The organism is Paenibacillus sp. TSM33 (genome assembly GCF_056099025.1).
This window is the reverse complement of the sequence record NZ_JBLZXB010000003.1, coordinates 126,390-143,430: the sequence shown is the minus strand read 5'-3', so window position 1 is coordinate 143,430 and position 17,041 is coordinate 126,390. Positions and strand designations below refer to the sequence as shown.

At 45.7% G+C, this 17,041-nt stretch carries 16 protein-coding genes; 6 read left to right on the top strand and 10 right to left on the bottom strand.

Annotated features, from left to right (window positions below; genetic code table 11):
- Positions 1-222: 222 nt before the first annotated feature.
- Both ACN6NF_RS01330 and ACN6NF_RS01325 read left to right on the top strand, forming a co-directional pair.
- Positions 223-564: a DUF805 domain-containing protein gene (locus ACN6NF_RS01330; protein WP_016820212.1), complete on the top strand. Its 342-nt coding sequence runs from the start codon at positions 223-225 to the stop codon at positions 562-564.
- A gap of 290 nt (positions 565-854) precedes the next feature.
- Positions 855-1,253 (top strand): hypothetical protein, encoded by a 399-nt coding sequence (locus tag ACN6NF_RS01325; RefSeq protein ID WP_137077651.1) that lies wholly within the window; start codon positions 855-857, stop codon positions 1,251-1,253.
- Between the two features lie 75 nt (positions 1,254-1,328).
- Here ACN6NF_RS01325 and pyk read toward each other — a convergent pair whose 3' ends face one another.
- Positions 1,329-2,744 (bottom strand): pyruvate kinase, encoded by a 1,416-nt coding sequence (gene pyk / locus ACN6NF_RS01320; RefSeq protein ID WP_019685852.1) that lies wholly within the window; start codon positions 2,742-2,744, stop codon positions 1,329-1,331.
- A 178-nt stretch (positions 2,745-2,922) separates the two neighbouring features.
- Between pyk and ACN6NF_RS01315 the strand changes: the two genes are divergently transcribed.
- Positions 2,923-3,711 (top strand): helix-turn-helix transcriptional regulator, encoded by a 789-nt coding sequence (locus ACN6NF_RS01315; RefSeq protein ID WP_474314449.1) that lies wholly within the window; start codon positions 2,923-2,925, stop codon positions 3,709-3,711.
- A gap of 165 nt (positions 3,712-3,876) precedes the next feature.
- Here the strand turns inward: ACN6NF_RS01315 and ACN6NF_RS01310 are convergent, their stop codons facing one another.
- The 5 genes from ACN6NF_RS01310 to ACN6NF_RS01290 all read right to left on the bottom strand — a co-directional run bounded on the left by ACN6NF_RS01310 (position 3,877) and on the right by ACN6NF_RS01290 (position 10,274).
- Positions 3,877-5,295, bottom strand: a complete 1,419-nt coding sequence (locus ACN6NF_RS01310; protein WP_474314447.1) for a sucrose-specific PTS transporter subunit IIBC — start codon at positions 5,293-5,295, stop codon at positions 3,877-3,879.
- Between the two features lie 67 nt (positions 5,296-5,362).
- The gene (locus ACN6NF_RS01305) at positions 5,363-6,838 is read right to left on the bottom strand and encodes a glycoside hydrolase family 32 protein (protein WP_474314445.1); all 1,476 of its coding nucleotides are present in this window, start codon (positions 6,836-6,838) and stop codon (positions 5,363-5,365) included.
- A 179-nt stretch (positions 6,839-7,017) separates the two neighbouring features.
- Positions 7,018-8,040: a LacI family DNA-binding transcriptional regulator gene (locus ACN6NF_RS01300; protein ID WP_474314444.1), complete on the bottom strand. Its 1,023-nt coding sequence runs from the start codon at positions 8,038-8,040 to the stop codon at positions 7,018-7,020.
- A 164-nt stretch (positions 8,041-8,204) separates the two neighbouring features.
- The gene (locus ACN6NF_RS01295) at positions 8,205-9,047 is read right to left on the bottom strand and encodes an aldo/keto reductase (RefSeq protein WP_474314442.1); all 843 of its coding nucleotides are present in this window, start codon (positions 9,045-9,047) and stop codon (positions 8,205-8,207) included.
- A 30-nt stretch (positions 9,048-9,077) separates the two neighbouring features.
- On the bottom strand, positions 9,078-10,274 hold the full coding sequence (locus tag ACN6NF_RS01290; protein ID WP_474314440.1) for an MFS transporter: 1,197 nt from the start codon (positions 10,272-10,274) through the stop codon (positions 9,078-9,080).
- Between the two features lie 140 nt (positions 10,275-10,414).
- Here ACN6NF_RS01290 and ACN6NF_RS01285 point away from each other — a divergent pair, with 140 nt between their 5' ends.
- Positions 10,415-10,780 carry a winged helix-turn-helix transcriptional regulator gene (locus ACN6NF_RS01285; RefSeq protein WP_013308345.1) on the top strand — a complete coding sequence of 122 codons (366 nt, stop codon included), beginning with the start codon at positions 10,415-10,417 and terminating at the stop codon, positions 10,778-10,780.
- Positions 10,781-10,861: 81 nt separating this feature from the next.
- On the opposite strand, the gene adhP is transcribed toward ACN6NF_RS01285, so the two are convergent.
- Positions 10,862-11,878, bottom strand: a complete 1,017-nt coding sequence (gene adhP, locus ACN6NF_RS01280) for an alcohol dehydrogenase AdhP (RefSeq protein ID WP_016820203.1) — start codon at positions 11,876-11,878, stop codon at positions 10,862-10,864.
- A 242-nt stretch (positions 11,879-12,120) separates the two neighbouring features.
- Between adhP and ACN6NF_RS01275 the strand changes: the two genes are divergently transcribed.
- Entirely contained in the window at positions 12,121-12,954 is an 834-nt protein-coding gene (locus tag ACN6NF_RS01275) for a carbonic anhydrase (RefSeq protein WP_474314436.1), read from the top strand.
- A gap of 114 nt (positions 12,955-13,068) precedes the next feature.
- Here ACN6NF_RS01275 and ACN6NF_RS01270 read toward each other — a convergent pair whose 3' ends face one another.
- Positions 13,069-14,355 (bottom strand): Gfo/Idh/MocA family protein, encoded by a 1,287-nt coding sequence (locus ACN6NF_RS01270; RefSeq protein ID WP_474314434.1) that lies wholly within the window; start codon positions 14,353-14,355, stop codon positions 13,069-13,071.
- Positions 14,356-14,492: 137 nt separating this feature from the next.
- Here ACN6NF_RS01270 and ACN6NF_RS01265 point away from each other — a divergent pair, with 137 nt between their 5' ends.
- Positions 14,493-15,329, top strand: coding sequence for a helix-turn-helix transcriptional regulator (locus ACN6NF_RS01265; RefSeq protein WP_474314432.1), 837 nt, complete (start codon positions 14,493-14,495; stop codon positions 15,327-15,329).
- A 9-nt stretch (positions 15,330-15,338) separates the two neighbouring features.
- Here ACN6NF_RS01265 and ACN6NF_RS01260 read toward each other — a convergent pair whose 3' ends face one another.
- On the bottom strand, positions 15,339-16,169 hold the full coding sequence (locus ACN6NF_RS01260; protein WP_474314429.1) for a carbohydrate ABC transporter permease: 831 nt from the start codon (positions 16,167-16,169) through the stop codon (positions 15,339-15,341).
- Positions 16,159-17,031 (bottom strand): carbohydrate ABC transporter permease, encoded by an 873-nt coding sequence (locus ACN6NF_RS01255; protein ID WP_474314427.1) that lies wholly within the window; start codon positions 17,029-17,031, stop codon positions 16,159-16,161. Before ACN6NF_RS01255 ends, ACN6NF_RS01260 begins: the two co-directional genes overlap by 11 nt.
- Positions 17,032-17,041 lie beyond the last annotated feature (10 nt).

The following is a 17,041-nucleotide window of genomic DNA, read 5'->3' as shown; positions in this document are numbered from 1 at the left end:
CTATATTATTCAATGGGTATGGAAAATTCAATATGTAATTTTATATTTTTATAAATTATTTATTTAATTATTAACCTTAATAAATGTGTTGCTTTAATTCCTAGTTTAAAGTTATAATTTTACAAGTAAAATTCTATATGTTACCTGCCGATATATCTAAAAAGAATTGTTTTACGACGAATATAATACAAATTTTTACATTTTGTGAGGAGGTGAAAATTTATGCAATGGTATTTAAAAGTGCTTCAAAACTATGTAGGATTTCAAGGTAGAGCAAGACGTACAGAATACTGGATGTTTACTCTGTTCAATGCGATAGCTGGTCTGGTATTATACTTGTTGGATTTCCTCTTGGGACTTCCTTTCGTATTGTCATCTATCTATGGTCTGGCTGTTTTGTTACCGTCTCTGGGAGTTCTTTTCCGTAGACTACACGACACCGGCAAAACCGGGTGGTGGATCCTGATCGCATTGGTTCCTTTTGGGAGCATTGTGCTGCTTGTATTCACATGCCTAGACAGTCAGCCTGGCGACAATAAGTATGGGAAAAATCCTAAATTGTAATTTGATGTAGTTGTCTAAAACCTCTTTCACTTCTGTGAAGGAGGTTTTTTATATCCTCTTTTTGTCATCTGTGAATTATTTTTGGCGTAACCTGTTTACAATCTTCTCTTTTAGTTTATTTTAAACGAGTATTAAGCTGGCGCTAAGATTGGGCGTGTATGATGTATTTAAGAATCTGGTAACTACATAAGCCGGATGGGCTAAAGGCATAAACATCACTCCCGTTGGATATCCATATACCGTTCCACCCCGTCAGAAATTTAATGAAACACAAAAGGAGATTTACACTTATGAATCGAAAACGAATGTTGGTCATCTGCACACTGTTACTGGCGTTATCTATTGGGCAGTCTTCTACTTGGGGAAGTCGTGCTAATGCTGCTGCACTGGCTCCAGAGAGAGCCCTGCATGTACAGGACAATGAAGCTTCCAAGGATGATGATCTGTTGAAAGCACTGGGTATATCCTCGGATGAGCAATTATATGATGCGTTATATAATGGTCAAACCTTGGCTGATATTGCACAAACCAATAATCAGGATGCTCAGGCTATCGTTGATCTACAGGTAGCTCAGTTGACAGAGCAGTTGGATCAACGACTGGCCAATAAGAGCATTACCCTAGAGCAATACCAAGCCCATAAGGCAGAACTGACACAAGTCGTTGCCAAAAGTGTGTTCGGGCTGTAAGCCTAGGACACGACCGAATATAAAAAAGGCGCTGAACCCTTAGAGGATCAGCGCCTTTTCTGTATTTGATATACCTTACGCTTGATATACCCGAATCAGATTGGTCGTGCCTGCCTCAGCGACAGGAACACCTGCCGACAGGACTACAGTATCCCCTTTATGGATATATCCTGCATTCAGCGCGTTACGGATGGAAGATTCGAACATTTCATCCGTTGTAGCTACTTTATCCCCTTTAATCGGGAATACACCGGACAACAGGCAAATTTTAGCGAATACTGTGTTATTCGGAGTAACCGCAATGATCGGTGCCTTCGGACGATATTTGGACACCATACGAGCCGTGAATCCACTGGCAGTCGAGGTAATAATCGCTTTGGCATCCAACTCCAGAGACGAACTTACCGCACCTTGACTAATAACTTCGGTAATGTTGGTGCTTTGGCGTGCTCTGCGCTTATCGAACTGCTCCTGGTAATCCAATTGTGATTCTGCACTGGCAGCTACCGCAGCCATGGTCCGTACGGATTCGACAGGGTATTTACCTGCAGCAGATTCGCCCGACAGCATCACTACGTCAGCTCCCTGCATAACGGCATTGAACACGTCACTAACTTCAGCTCTCGTCGGACGCGGGTTCACCTGCATGGACTCCAGCATGTGAGTAGCAACGATAACGGGCTTGCCGACCAGATTACATTTGTCGATCATTTCTTTTTGCATCACAGGCACGTCTTGAATTGGCACTTCCACGCCCAAGTCGCCACGAGCTACCATAATGCCGTCCGAAGCTTCGATGATATCATCCAGGTTTTCCATACCTTCGGCATTTTCAATTTTAGAATAAATCTGTACATGCTCGGCATGATGTCCCTTCAAAATTTCACGGATTTCACGGATGTCGTCGCCTTTACGTACAAAAGAAGCCGCAATAAGCTCGATACGCTGCTCCACCCCAAATTGAATGTGCTTCACGTCACGCTCTGTTACGCCTGGAAGAGTTGTATGAATTCCTGGCAGATTCACACCTTTTCTCGGCTTCAAAATACCGCCGCTTACGATATTACAAATCATCTCGGTTCCTTCGATGGAGGTTACAGTCAGATCAACCAAACCGTCGTCGATGAGAATGCGGTCACCTGGTTTGATGTCCTTCGGCATATCCGGGTAATTCACCGAAATACGATGCTCGTCCCCTAAAATCTCTTCCGTGGTCAGAATGAGCTGGCTGCCTGGCTTCAGTAGAACAGATGCCTCTTTCAGCTTGCCAATCCGTATTTCCGGTCCTTTAATATCCATCATGACAGGGATACAGGTATTCATTTCCTTCGCAGCCTGCCGCACATTTTCAATACGTTTAACATGATCCTCCAACTCTCCATGAGCCATGTTCAAGCGGGCTACAGTCATACCAGCCTGGATCATTTCTTTTAACAAATCAATGGAGTCGCAGGCAGGTCCCATAGTACAAATAATTTTCGTTTTAAGCATAGTAATGTCATCCTCCTGAATGTCTTTACTGTATGGTTTCTATTCCACTTTGCTTCTCTATCTACATTAAACTTATATAGCTCTATTCTACCTGTACCCGTGCACCAAGACTATGAACTATAGTATGATGAATGTACTACAGTATAGTGAATGTTGAAGACATCGGGGAGTGAGTTTCGTGATTACATTGATGGATATACGGCAGGACAACGGTGTGGACTGGTATGAAAAGGCTGGCGCAAATAGCGGCAACGATGACTTACTGTTCATTTTGGTCACCTTTGGCAAATGTGTATATTGGGTGAACGATTACAAGTTCATTCTTGGCAAGGGTGAAGCACTGCTTTTACCCGCTCATCTGAGTTACTATGGTAAGAGTATTCCTACGCTTTTCCATACCAAGTATGTGATACATTTCCGCAAAACATGTACGAACAGTACACTTCCTATACTGAACACAGACAAGCCGTTATTGATCAAGCCTGGATGCTACGATATGCTGCATGAACGGATCAAATCGATGTATTATCAATGGACAGAACACCCAAGCTACTATACTCTGATGGCTGACTGCCTGCTGACCGAGACCATGATTTATATGAATCAGGAATGGGACAAAGGCGCCATTTCTTGCGATAAAGAGCGGCATGTGGAACATATGAAGCAGTATATTCAGAATCACTACAGGGAAAAGGTAACCAAAGAGGAGCTTGGTGACGCCATCCGCAAAACCCCCAACTATGCGGCGACACTGCTGCGTGAGGTTACACGCCAAACGATTAGCGAGCATGTACATACGCAACGTATTAAAACCGCCATTTACATGTTGACGGAGTCGCGGCTAACGATTCGTGAGATTTCAGAGTATGTGGGCTATAGTGATGTTTCTTATTTTCATCGGATCTTCAAACGCTTAACAGGCTGCTCGCCGTCCGAATTTCTGGATGAACGTTCCTCCATTGTCTAATCTGATAACCTAAGCTTAATTTCATAGATAAAAAAATGGTCGCTTCACATCGAATGCTGCTCTAATTATCCTTTATTAAAGGACAAGAGCGCTCCATGTAAAAGCGACCATTATATTTATGCTTACGCGCATGAATCTGCGTGTATTTGTGCTGAGTGGATGTTATTAATTAGAAGAACCTGCTGTTTTGACTTTCTCCAGCATTTTATCGTTAAAGCCAAACATCCAAGTCAGGACAAAAGATACAGCCATCGCAGCCAAGTTTGCCAAAATATAAAACGGAAGCTGATGGTTCATGTAAAGCAACGTACCTGGAATAACTGTAACCGCCATCCCTGTAGCCGCCAAATGCAAGACTGAGGCAATAAAACCACCAACCGCTCCGCCGATGAGACCCATAACAAAAGGCTTCATATATCTCAGGTTGACCCCGAAGATAGCCGGCTCTGTAATCCCCAGGAAAGCGGAGAACGAAGAAGGAAGCGCCAACGCTTTCAGCTTGCTGTCCTTCGTTTTCAGGCCAACCGCCAGACAAGCAGCACCCTGGGCAGCCATAGCGCAAGTAATGATCGCATTGAAGGCATTTACGCCGTTCTTTTCAAGCAGTTGAATCTCCAGAAAATTAAAGATATGATGCACACCAGTAACGACAACAATCTGATGCAAAAAGCCGATGATAATCCCCGCAATACCGAAAGGCAAATCCAATACAAATGTTGTTCCGTGCAGTACCCATTCTTCAAGTGAATGGAACACTGGACCGATGGCAAACAGCCCCAAAGTGATCATAATCAACAGTGTTAAAAATGGTGTAAGAATCAGGTCCAGAGCTTCAGGCACCCGTTTGCGCAGCGCCCGCTCCAGTTTGGCTCCGATCAAGCCTACGAAGAAGGCTGGCAATACTGAGCCCTGATAGCCCACCACTGGAATGAATCCGAACATCGTTAACGGCTGGGCTGAGCCATCCGCAACACTATACGCGTTAGGCAAAGCTGGGTTTACCAGCATCAGACCGAGAACGATACCCAGCACCGGACTGCCTCCGAATACTCTAAAGGCTGACCATGCGACTAACGCAGGTAGAAAAGCAAAAGCCGTATCTGTTAGTACCTGTGTATATAATAAAAAGTTAGGCGAAATATCCTGCGGCGTCATGCCGAGCAAAGCGAGAATTTGCGGCTGAGTGAGCAGGCCACGTAGTCCCATGAACAGCCCCGTAGCGACCAGTACAGGAATAATCGGTACAAATACATCGCCAAAGGTACGAATCGAACGCTGGAAGACGTTGCCCTCCTTTTTCGCCTGACTCTTGACCTCTTCTTTGGATGAACCGGTCACACCGAGCTTCTCAACTTCTTCAAAAATCCGATTTACCGTTCCTGTACCAAAAATAATCTGATATTGTCCTGAATTGAAGAAAGCACCCTTAACCTTGTCGATCTCCTCAACTTTTTTCTGATCAATCTTCTCCTTATCATGCACCATAATCCGCAAGCGCGTTGCACAGTGAGCAAACGAAGCGATATTTTCCTTTCCGCCGATCGCTTCGATCACTTCTTTAGCTATTTCTCTGTTTTCCGCCATGATGTTCATCCTCTCGTTCATTCCGTTATGTTTGCTGATTAACGATCCACTTGTTGTATTAGCCTACTCATGTAAAATCCCATTTTACCGCTTGGAAGAGAGCCTCTCCCTTGTCGGCAAAAAAGCGTATCTCGTCACTCTCTGGGTGCGGAAAAATACGACTGGTGAACACTTCTTCCCCATCATTGACGAAAATCTCAACCGAAGATATATCTACAAACAAATGAAGTTTGATATGATCCTTATCCCATGCACACTGCCGTACTTCACCGTACGAAGTGGCTACAGGCTCACCCGATTGCGTACGATCCAATACAAGTTTACGGCTAATGGCATCATATTTAATCACCGTTTTCTCCGTCTCACCTGCACGGAATTCAATACCGAATGCCTTGGCATCCAAAAGATCTACTTCGCAGATCATCTCATACGCTGTACCTTTAAATCCTTCATAGGTTTTGCTCTCTGAGGACAACGTATCAGCTACTCGATCCTCCCTATTTCTACGCAGCGTGGTTAGTTCTGGGATTGGCCGTTGCAAGAGTTTCCCATCATGAAGCGTAAGTTCCCTCGGTAATGTCAGACAATGGGCCCATCCGTTCGGATCTGTCGGATATTCGATATCTGGCAGCCCCATCCAGGCCACCATAATACGACGCCCCTGCGGGTCAATCATCGTCTGTGGTGCATAGAAGTCGAAGCCCCGATCAAGCTCGTGGAATGCGCCGTGCTCCAGTGTTCTTGTCTCTGTATCCAGCAGTTTGCCGATAACATAGCCCGATTGATAAATATTGTGGTTTTCATCCCCTGAAGGCTCCAAGCCCTGTGGAGAAAAGACCAAAACACCCGCTCCGTTCAGTTCGAAATAATCCGGGCATTCCCACATATATCCAAACGACTCCAACCCCGTGCTCAGTTCCCCCTCGAACTGCCAAGTATGAAGATCGGTTGACCGGTAAAGGACAACACAGCCTGTTGAATTCGTCCTCTGGGCACCAATCACACAGTAGAAGCTATCGCCGTCCTTCCATAGCTTGGGATCACGAAAATGGTCTGTATAGCCTTCTGGCACATGGTCAATAACAGGATGCTCCCACTTGGTAATGTGACCGCTCTCATCCATAACGGCCATGCATTGATAAGGATGTCTGATCCAGTTTTCGTCTCGTGTATTTCCTGTATACATCATGTATAACTTGCCCTCATGCTCCAGCGCGCTGCCGGAATACGCCCCATGCGAGTCGAAATCGTCCCCAGGCGTGATGCCAATGCCTGCACTATGCCATGTGGCCAAATCTTGGGATTTCAAATGATACCAATATTTCATTCCGTGATCCGTTCCTAGCGGGAACCACTGATAAAATAAATGGTATTCACCTTGATAATATGAGAATCCATTCGGATCATTGAGCAAACCTGTCGGTGGCTGGATATGAAATGACTGCCGCCACGGACATTGCTCCACCTTTTTCTGCAAACTCGCTATTTCACCGGGCTCAGCCTGCTCGATTAATCGATACTTTTGTTCTTTTGTCATTTTCATAGGTGTACCTCATTTTTTAAAACTTGATTTTTGGGAACCGGTTCCAATGCAATGAAAAAAATTAAACGGAACCGGTTCCTACACAATGAAAAAAATATACTCATCCATGGATTTGCAACCGATTCCAATTGTGCAAGAGTGCAATGGAACCGGTTTCGAAGAAATTATAATCCACCTGCTCAGCGTTTGTCAACGCTTTCTCTTTCAATAAGGGTATAATCCATGACCGTAACTTGCTCTACCGTTTTATGTTCTACCAGCCGTACAATGTTTTGGGCTGCTACACGTCCGGCCTCCATATACGGATATTGAACAGTTGTTAGCGCAGGGTGGATGACCTCCGTGATATCGTATCCCCCAAAGCCAGTGACCGACAAATCCGACGGGATGATAATTCCTTTGGAATAGGCCGCGTTGATTACCCCAAGCGCGATATTATCCGTAGCACACACCATTAACGATGGCTTGAATTTGTCTAAGATGGCGGATGCAGCAATCCGTGCATCGGACATTTTAAACCCGGTTTCATAGTATCTGATATCATATCCTGCGGCTCGCATCGCCTCGTCCGTATAACACGTAGCAGGTAACGCATCGCGAACAGCCTGCCTAAAGCCCTCTTTGCGTTGCACACCGACAGCAACGTCCCTTTCAGTAACACCGACATAGGCAATTTCACGGTGGCCCTGTGACAGGACATATGCACCGATATCATATCCGGCACGATAATCATCATGGATAAGGCTATGGATCTGCTCATGTTGTTGGCCCACTAGCAATACCGGAATACTGATGTCTCGAATCGCGGTCAGGTGGTCGTCTGTAATTTGGGCAGCCAGCAGAATGATGCCTGAAATTTTTTGTCGTGCGAACTCATAGATCGCTTCGATTTCACGCTTTACATCCTGACTCGTATTCGAGATCAGCATCTGGTAATGCTGGGAACGCAGTTCCTCATCAATCCCCATTAACGTATGGGATGTCGCAAAGGAATCTAGCCGTGGCACGACGGTTCCGATAATGTTGGTTCGTTTTGCCTTCAAACTCTGGGCAAAGGTATTGGGCACATACCCCGTGGCTTTGACCACCTTTTCAATTTTACGCTTAGTGTCCAGGCTGACAGACCCGCCGTTCAAAAAACGGGATACGGTGCTCTTGGATACACCAGCCATTTGGGCTATATCTGCAATTGTCTTATTCATGAGGTCCCCCGGGATTTTCATTTTCATAAGCGTCCAAAACTTCTCATTTCATATAACTCTATAATACCATATGGCAGGATTGGATTGCTGTAGCTCCAGTTTCACCATGCATAAAAAGCCGTCCCTTCATGGAGAAGGAAACGGCGTTTTAGGATGGGATGAACTTAAAAATCGAAGTTGTCCGGATCTGGACCTACACGCAAATTGGCATTTAACGCCTGAATTCGATCCATATCCTCACGCGTCAATTCAAAGTCAAAAATGTCGGCATTTTCGACGATTCGATGCGCTTTGGTGGACTTGGGAATGGTGACGACTCCCTGCTGTATATCCCAGCGTAAAATCACTTGAGCCACCGATTTACCGTGCTTGTTCGCTATGTCTTGCAGTACCGGATGATCAAGCAGTTGGCCTTGCATGAGCGGGGACCAGGCTTCCATTTGAATGTTGTTCTTTTGACAGAATTGCAGCAGCTCGGTTTGGGTTAGCTGCGGGTGAAATTCCACCTGATTGACCATTGGTTTGATTTCTGCATCCTGCATGAGATCTTCCAAATGATGAATTTGGAAGTTGCTGACTCCAATGGCCTTAATCCGTCCTTCTTTATACAAGGACTCCAAAGCTCTCCAGGCTTCTTTGTACTTCCCTTGAACTGGCCAATGAATTAGATATAGATCCAGATAGTCCAGTCCCAGCTTGTCTAGGCTTGCTTCATAAGCTGCTCGTGTCTCTTCATAGCCTAAATCTGCATTCCACACTTTGGACGTGACGAACAGATCTTCTCTGGACAGATTATTCTCCGTGAGGGCTTCCTGAATAGCCTGTCCCACACTGTTTTCATTTGCATAGATTGCCGCGGTATCTATACTGCGGTAGCCATGCTTTACAGCACCCTTTACAGCACGGACCAGCTCTGAGCCTTCTTCCACTTTAAATACCCCGATGCCAAACCAAGGCATGCGAACTCCGTTGTGCAATGTTGTGGTGCTTTGTAGGTTTTGTGTCATTTTGTATCTTCCTCTCTATTTTTAAAAGTTTTAGCCTGCCAAGGCGGTTGTATCCCTTTTTTCCAGCATGCGACTCCAGACTGTCAGTAGAACCGCCACCAAAACCATTACCCCACCGACCCAAGTTGTATGCATGAGACCCAGTGAATCCGTCACAATACCTCCCACATATGCTCCGATTGCGATCCCTGCATTGAAGGCCGCAATATTAACAGCAGAGGCGACATCGACCGCTTTGGGTGCAAAACGTTCGGCTAGCATGACGACATATACCTGTAGGCCCGGCACATTCATAAACGCAAGCAACCCCATAAAGAAAATCGTCATCAGTCCTACTGTTTTGTATGGCACAGTAAACCACAGCAGAAACAGAATCACAGCTTGAATCAGAAACATGTAGAATAAAGCTGAAAGCGGTCTGCGATTCGCAGCTTTTCCACCGATAACATTCCCGATAGCAATGGCGATTCCATACAATAAGAGAATGAACGTTACCGTATTTTGCCCAAAACCGGTTATGTCGTGAAGTAATGGAGATAAATAAGTAAACACGACGAACGTGCCCCCGTATCCCAAGGCAGTAATGATAAATGCAAGTAACAAGCGACCATTCGTAACCAGTCTGACCTGCTCGCTGAAAGGAGTCTTATTCCCTTTCCGGAGCGTAGAGGGCAGCAGAATCAGATTGGCAATGAGGGCCACAACACCGACGACCACAATTGCCATAAATGCAGCCCGCCAACCCCATTGCTGACCAACGTAGGTGCCCAATGGTACCCCTGTCACGGTGGCAACGGTCAAGCCGGAGAACATAATCGAAATAGCACTCGCCCGCCGATCATCGGGAACAAGGTCGGCCGCGATGGTGGACCCGATGGACATGAACACTCCATGGGAGAATGCCGAGATTACACGTGCAATCAGCAGCAGGGTGATTCCGCTAGAGACCGCAGCAAGGCTGTTGCCTGCGATAAACACAATCATGATCCACAGCAGCAGCGTTTTACGAGGAACACTCGATGTTAATGAGGTCAACACAGGCGCTCCAATGGTAACCCCTAATGCATACAGCGTTACGGTTAGTGCGGACATCGTTACGGATATGTGCAAGTCTTCAGCGATCAGGGGAAGCAGTCCTACGCTGATGAACTCAGTTGTCCCAATGGCAAAGGCACTTACGGCTAAAGCCAGTAATGGCCAGATACTTCGTTTGGATTCTGGCGACATGTTTTTCACTCCTATCTATAGTAATCTTTGACCAGCAGATGTTATTATGAGTTATTCAATCAATTATGAACAGTACGTACTTTTTAGTGATATAGGTACCAAAAAGTACCCTAGAGGCGACATACACGGAGGGATCGGCATTGGGAAAGAAAAAATACAATATCTCTGTTGAGGCGACATTAGAGGTGATCGGGGGAAAATGGAAGTGTGTGATTCTGTGTCATTTGACCCATGGAAAGATGCGAACAAGTGAATTAAAGCGAATGATGCCTTCCATAACACAAAAAATGCTGACTCAACAGCTTCGTGAATTAGAGGAAGACGGCATTGTCAATCGGATTAGCTATAATCAGGTTCCACCCAAAGTGGAGTACGAGCTAAGTGAATATGGATGTAGTTTGAAAGGCATTTTGGATTCACTTTGTGCCTGGGGAGAAAGACATATTATTAAAGAATACGGGGATAAATCTGCGGTTTTGGAGGATAACATTCTGAATAAGCTGTAAAGCGAAAAAAAAGCGTCTGCAATAGATCAGCAGGCGCTTTCTCTCTCTTAGAATTCCAAGAGTTACGAATTGGACATCATTTTATTTGGTAAAATCAATGACCATACGTCCTTGGATTTTGCCATGCTCCATCTCTTCGAAGATTTCATTGATGTCTTCAAGCGGACGTTTTTGTACAAGAGGAACAACTTTACCTTCTGCAGCAAACTGGAACGCTTCTTTAAGGTCTTCACGAGTACCGACCAAAGAACCGATTACTTGAATGCCGTCCAGAACCAGACGCGGAATGTCCAGATCCATTTTATCGGTTGGAAGCCCTACAGCTACGACACGCGCGCCAGCCTTCACAACGTCAATAGCTTGGTTGAAAGGTGTTTTGGCAACAGCAGTAACCACGGTTGCATCCAGACCAGCACCGTTCGTTAATTCCTTAGCTCGGGCGACTGGATCTTCTTTCATGCTGTTAACAATATAGTCAGCACCAATTTTTTTGGCCAGTTCGAGTTTTTCATCACTGATGTCAAAGGCTACAACTTTAGCATTGAATACATTTTTGGCGTATTGCACAGCCAGGTTACCCAAGCCGCCGATACCGAAGATACCGATCCATTGTCCTGGTCTGATATCGCTTACTTTAACTGCTTTATATGTTGTAACCCCTGCGCAAGTTACACTACTTGCAGCGGCAGGATCAAGATTATCTGGTACTTTGACCGCATAGTCAGCTGTAACAATACATTGTTCTGCCATTGCACCATCTACCGTGTATCCGGCATTTTTAACTTCACGACACAAAGTTTCCCGTCCGGTTAAACAATATTCGCAGTGACCGCAGCTTTCGAACATCCAGGCAATACTTACGCGATCGCCAATTTTAAGGCTGGTTACTCCTTCACCTAATTCAATGACTTTCCCAATGCCTTCATGTCCCAGAACTCTGCCTGTGACATCACCAAAATCTGCATTTTTTACGTGTAAATCTGTGTGGCAAACCCCGCAATATTCAACTTGGACTAACGCTTCCCCATGTTTCAGGGAGCGCAAAGGTTTCTCTTCTACACTAACTTTCTTGTCTTTTGTAACAATTGCTGCTTTCATGTAGATCTCTCCTTTGAGTGGATATGGAATAATTTTGTAATGCACACCCCACTATTATAGTTACTTCCCTCAAAGAGGACAAACAAATATTTCACCACTCCATTATTCTCTCTACATCCCGGTAATAATAAGCAACCATTTCTACCTTTTTCCTAAGTCCTTGTACCCTTGCAGGAACTTTGTACAATAATTTACAATGTAAAAAGTTTCACATACCCTATTTGGAAGAAGGATAAAGAACCATGAAAAAACACTGGAGAGGTTGCTTGTTCAGCATATTTTCCATAATCTTGGCACTGTCGGTAACAGGTTGTACATCATCCGCCACTTCTAGTCCTACTAGCGCATCATCGTCATCAGCTAACAACGCTCATGCAGTTGTTCACAAAAGCCCGCACTGGTCCTACGAAGGGGATGAGGGACCCGAGCATTGGGGGGAGCTGGAAAAGGATTTCGTCGCTTGTGGTAACGGTCAGGAACAATCTCCCATCAACATAGAGCATTCCCATCTGGAAGCTTCGCATACGCAGCAACCGTTGCAGGTTCATTATTCAACCACTAAAGTATCCATACTGAATAATGGACATACCATCCAAATCAATGCAGCTAGTCCCAGCAATAATATTGTTGTGGACGGTACTACATTCACTTTAAAGCAGTTTCATTTTCATCATCCAAGCGAACACCAAATAGATGGCAAAAATGCTGAAATGGAGCTTCATTTTGTTCATCAAAGCGACAACGGAAGCACAGCCGTCTTGGGTGTTCTTATTCAAAGCGGCAAAGAAAACAAGGCTTTCAACCGCATTTGGTCCAAACTGCCAAAAGGTATCTCTCAAGAAGCGAACTTGGAGGGAGAAATAAATCTTGCCTCGCTGCTGCCAAAAGACCTGCACTCCGTTCGCTACAACGGATCACTGACTACCCCGCCATGCACAGAACATGTGAGTTGGACGGTACTGGAACAGCCCATTGAAATGTCAGCAGACCAAATCAATCAGTTTGCTGCCATTTTTCCCGATAACCATCGTCCTGTACAACAACTAGGAACCCGTGAGCTGAAGACCGAAAAATAATAAAATATAGTGCTCTAAGATATAAGCTGCTTTTTAAATGCAAACAAGAAGCCCCTCTGTTCATCTGAATAGAGGGGCTTCTTGTTATTAATGATGCTTCCTAGCTTACAATCGTTATAATCGCACCAATTGCTCCACCTTCACCGGCTGGCCTGTGCGCATAGAGCGGTTGGCGGCGATGCCTGTTAAAATGGACCATGCGCCGTCAATATGGGAGGCCGCACGATGAAACCGATCTTCTGCCGGCTTATCGAAAATATCCCGCAGCATGACCGGATCTCCTCCGCCATGTCCTCCCACGCCTTCCTCTACTTCAATCTCGTAAGGTGCTGCAAAGTGAGGATAAATCGTGATGTTTTTTTCTTTTAACGCTCCCTCATCTGCCTTGCTGCCACCGGAATTAACATAGGATTGCTCGGACACCCGAACTTCCATTCGTCCCTTGGTGCCGTTAAATACAATGATAAAGCCCTCCCATGGCATATAAGCGTTCAGTGAGTAGTTCATTACCGTTTTATTCTGATATTTCACCATGACACTCAGCGTATCCTCGATGCTGATATTGTCGCCAAATACGCTTTGGTCCCTCACATACCCATCCTCATGCTCCGCATCCAGATACATGCCTTTTAGATGCTCGTTACGATCCAGATGTAAGGCAAAAGGGTCATTTTCCGCCGCCTTGCTGCCGTAAGCCCGTTGATAGAACTCCGTCACGCCACGCTGCTCCGCATTCTCCCGGCCGTAAAATTTCAAATCGCCCATCGCATATACCGTATCCGGCTTCGAGCCAAGCCAGAAGTTCATTAGGTCAAAATGATGCGTCGATTTATGCACCAGTAGACCGCCGCTATTGCGCTTGTCCCGGTGCCAGCGGCGGAAATAATCCGCGCCATGCTGAGTATTCAACAGCCATTCAAAATTGACTGACAAGATGTCACCCAGTGTCCCGTCCATGATAACCTCACGGATTTTCGTATTATGCGGGGCATAGCGGTAGTTAAAGGTAACGCGCAGCTTCCGTCCCGTGCGGTCTATGGCATCCAGGATGTCTTGGCATTTGTCCTCGTCCACCGTCATCGGCTTCTCGGAAATGACATCACAGCCTAGCTCCATCGCCCGGATAATATACCGATGATGCACCCGGTCAATGGTGGTGACGATGACGATATCCGGCTTTGTCTCCGCGATCATCCGGTCAAATTCGTGAGCTTTATAGGTTGGAATCGGCTGGTGATCGTATTTCTCCTGCAACAGCCGATTGGCATAATCCATTCTCGTCTGATTGACGTCACAGAACGCGACCAGCTCCGATGTATCTTTGAAAACGGTAACAACTTCACCGTAAAAAAATTCAGCTCTTCCTCCGGTGCCCACAAGCGCATATTTGATTTTAGCCAATTGGTTCACACCCTTTACATGAATTACTAATATTTTATAGTATAAGAAAGAGCGAAATCTTCGCTTTTATTGTGAATTCGTCTAAAGAGTATGCATATATTATCCTCATGAATACTTTCATAAAGGAGAACGCTGCGATGATTGCCACACCCCTTTTTACCATCGAGCAAGCGCTTCGGACGGTGCCATTTAGCATGTCTGCCGACCATGTCCATCAAGCGCATGAAATTTATTATCTGCTGGCAGGAGAGCGCTACTACTACATTAATCAGCGTGTATACGCGCTACAAAAGGGCGATCTGATCTGGATTAGCAAACATGATTTTCACCGTACGAGTAACAAAGGGAACGGCAGCCATGAGCGAATTTTGATCAACTTTGATGAAGCGTTTGTAGGCTCGTCCGCGTCTGTCACTCCATCCGACAATCAGAATCATCTACTTTTGCCTGAAAAAAGCTTTTTGCTTCGCCCCTCCGTGGAAGAACAACGCGAGCTGGAGCATTTGTTCCAGCAAATGCTGGATGAATACCGTCAAGAGCATACATACCGTCATATGTATCTTCAAAGCCTGTTGCTCCAGTTGCTGATCCGAATCCGCCGTATACAATCAGCGGCTCCTGAAACCATAGCGCCGGAACGCAGCGAGCAGCAGCAGCGCGTGTACTCGGTGATTGAGTACCTGCATGCCCACTATGCCGAGAAGCTATCATTGGAGCAACTAGCAGGACATTTTTATATTAGCAGCACATATCTGTGCCGCATTTTCAAGCAGACTACAGGCTTTACGTTGGTCGAGTATCTTCAGGATGTACGGGTCCAGCAGGCTCGGGCGTATTTGAAGGAAACCAACTGGAAAGTGACCGCCATTGCTGAAAAAACGGGCTTTGACAGCATTGCTCACTTTGGCCGTGTATTCAAGCATTTCACCGGGCGTACTCCATTACAGTATCGGAAAGTACACAAAAAGGAGTAGGGAAATGCCCTACCCCTTGATGCCTGTTAAGGTAATGCCTTCAATAATTTGCTTTTGGGCGAAGATGTAGACGATGAGCACCGGGACGACGGAGATGGTGGTACCTGCCATCATCAGTGACCAGTCGGCGGTATATAGCCCTTTAAAATTGTTGAGCAGAAGCGGAACCGTAAATTTCTCCGGTGTATTGAGATAGATCAGCGGATCAAGAAAGCTGTTCCAGGCACCCAAAAAGGTGAAAATCCCGATCGCCGCCAATGCTGGACGAATGAGTGGCAGAATGACACTCCAGTAAATGCGAATGTATCCCGCCCCGTCCATGACTGCAGCTTCCTCCAGATCGCGTGGAATACCCATGACGAATTGACGGAGCAAAAACACTGCGAATGCATTAAACAAGGCTCCGGGTACGATTAGCGACCAGTGCGTATCCAACCAACCGATACGATCCATCACCAGATATAACGGAATCATAGTTACCTGCTTAGGCACCATCATCGTAGCGAGGAACAAAATAAACAATATATCCGAACCCGGAAAACGGATTTTGGCAAAGGCATACGCCGCCATAGACGCGCTAATCAGCGTCGCTGTCACGATGATAAACGTAATGTAAAAGCTGTTCATGTACGCCTGCACGAAGGGCATGGCCTCCAGCGAAGCCGGATAGTTGCTCCATACGAACGGATCGGGAATCCATTGTGGCGGAACGACAAAAATTTGAGAGATATCCTTTAAAGAACTGAGGATGGTCCATAGAAATGGAAAAAACATGATTAAAGAGCCGACAGCGAGCAGCACATGGCGCAGGAGCATCCTGCATCTGCAACTAATCTCCATAGTGCACCCACCTCTTTTGCATTTTAAATTGCAGCAGTGTAAATATGAGAATGATCACGAACAAAATCATTGCCGCTGCCGCACTTTCTCCCATCGTGAAATCAATGAACGCCTGATCGTAAATGTGATACACAAGCGTATAGCTTGCTTTGGCCGGTCCACCATTTGTCATGACGAACGCCTGATCGAACACCTGAAAAGAGCTGATGACCATCATAATGGTGACGAAAAAGGTTGTTGGTGATAATAGCGGCAATGTGATATACCTTAGCTGCTGGAACTTGCTGGCCCCGTCAATTTCGGCTGCCTCGTAATAGCTTTTGGAGATGCCCTGAAGTCCTGCCAAAAAAATGACCATGTTGTATCCCAGTCCCAGCCATATGCTAAGTAGAGCAATCGATGGGATTACCCAATGCGTATCGGTAAGCCACATCGGGCCTACAATCCCAATCGTTCGCAGCAAGTGGTTTAAAATGCCGAATTCACCATTCAGTATCCACATCCAGATGACCCCAACTGATACCGAACTGGTCACGACTGGCATGAAAAAAAACAAGCGATAGATTTCCCTGCCCTTCACTTTATTGAGTACGATGGCTACGAGCAGAGCCAACACAATTCCCACCGGAATGACCAACACCATATAGTACACCGTATTAATGAGTGCCTTCCAAAAATCAGGATCAGATAATTGACCTTTAAAATTGTCCAAGCCGACAAACAAAGGCACCCCAAAACCATCCCAATTGACAAAGCTTAAGTAAAACGCATACAGCAAGGGCAGCAGTGAAAAACATAACAGACCAAGAAACTGGGGGCCAATAAATAGATAGCCCCACAGCGCTCGATGCTTTTTCTGCATCTTGTCACCT

Bases quoted from the DNA above. Each gene is read 5' to 3' on its own strand.
- ACN6NF_RS01265 (WP_474314432.1), top strand. From the start codon at position 14,493: ATGATTGCCACACCCCTTTTTACCATCGAGCAAGCGCTTCGGACGGTG.
- ACN6NF_RS01295 (WP_474314442.1), bottom strand. From the start codon at position 9,047: ATGACACAAAACCTACAAAGCACCACAACATTGCACAACGGAGTTCGC.
- ACN6NF_RS01300 (WP_474314444.1), bottom strand. From the start codon at position 8,040: ATGAATAAGACAATTGCAGATATAGCCCAAATGGCTGGTGTATCCAAG.
- adhP (WP_016820203.1), bottom strand. From the start codon at position 11,878: ATGAAAGCAGCAATTGTTACAAAAGACAAGAAAGTTAGTGTAGAAGAG.
- ACN6NF_RS01255 (WP_474314427.1), bottom strand. From the start codon at position 17,031: ATGCAGAAAAAGCATCGAGCGCTGTGGGGCTATCTATTTATTGGCCCC.
- ACN6NF_RS01310 (WP_474314447.1), bottom strand. From the start codon at position 5,295: ATGGCGGAAAACAGAGAAATAGCTAAAGAAGTGATCGAAGCGATCGGC.
- ACN6NF_RS01305 (WP_474314445.1), bottom strand. From the start codon at position 6,838: ATGAAAATGACAAAAGAACAAAAGTATCGATTAATCGAGCAGGCTGAG.
- ACN6NF_RS01260 (WP_474314429.1), bottom strand. From the start codon at position 16,169: ATGGAGATTAGTTGCAGATGCAGGATGCTCCTGCGCCATGTGCTGCTC.
- ACN6NF_RS01325 (WP_137077651.1), top strand. From the start codon at position 855: ATGAATCGAAAACGAATGTTGGTCATCTGCACACTGTTACTGGCGTTA.
- ACN6NF_RS01330 (WP_016820212.1), top strand. From the start codon at position 223: ATGCAATGGTATTTAAAAGTGCTTCAAAACTATGTAGGATTTCAAGGT.
- pyk (WP_019685852.1), bottom strand. From the start codon at position 2,744: ATGCTTAAAACGAAAATTATTTGTACTATGGGACCTGCCTGCGACTCC.
- ACN6NF_RS01290 (WP_474314440.1), bottom strand. From the start codon at position 10,274: ATGTCGCCAGAATCCAAACGAAGTATCTGGCCATTACTGGCTTTAGCC.
- ACN6NF_RS01275 (WP_474314436.1), top strand. From the start codon at position 12,121: ATGAAAAAACACTGGAGAGGTTGCTTGTTCAGCATATTTTCCATAATC.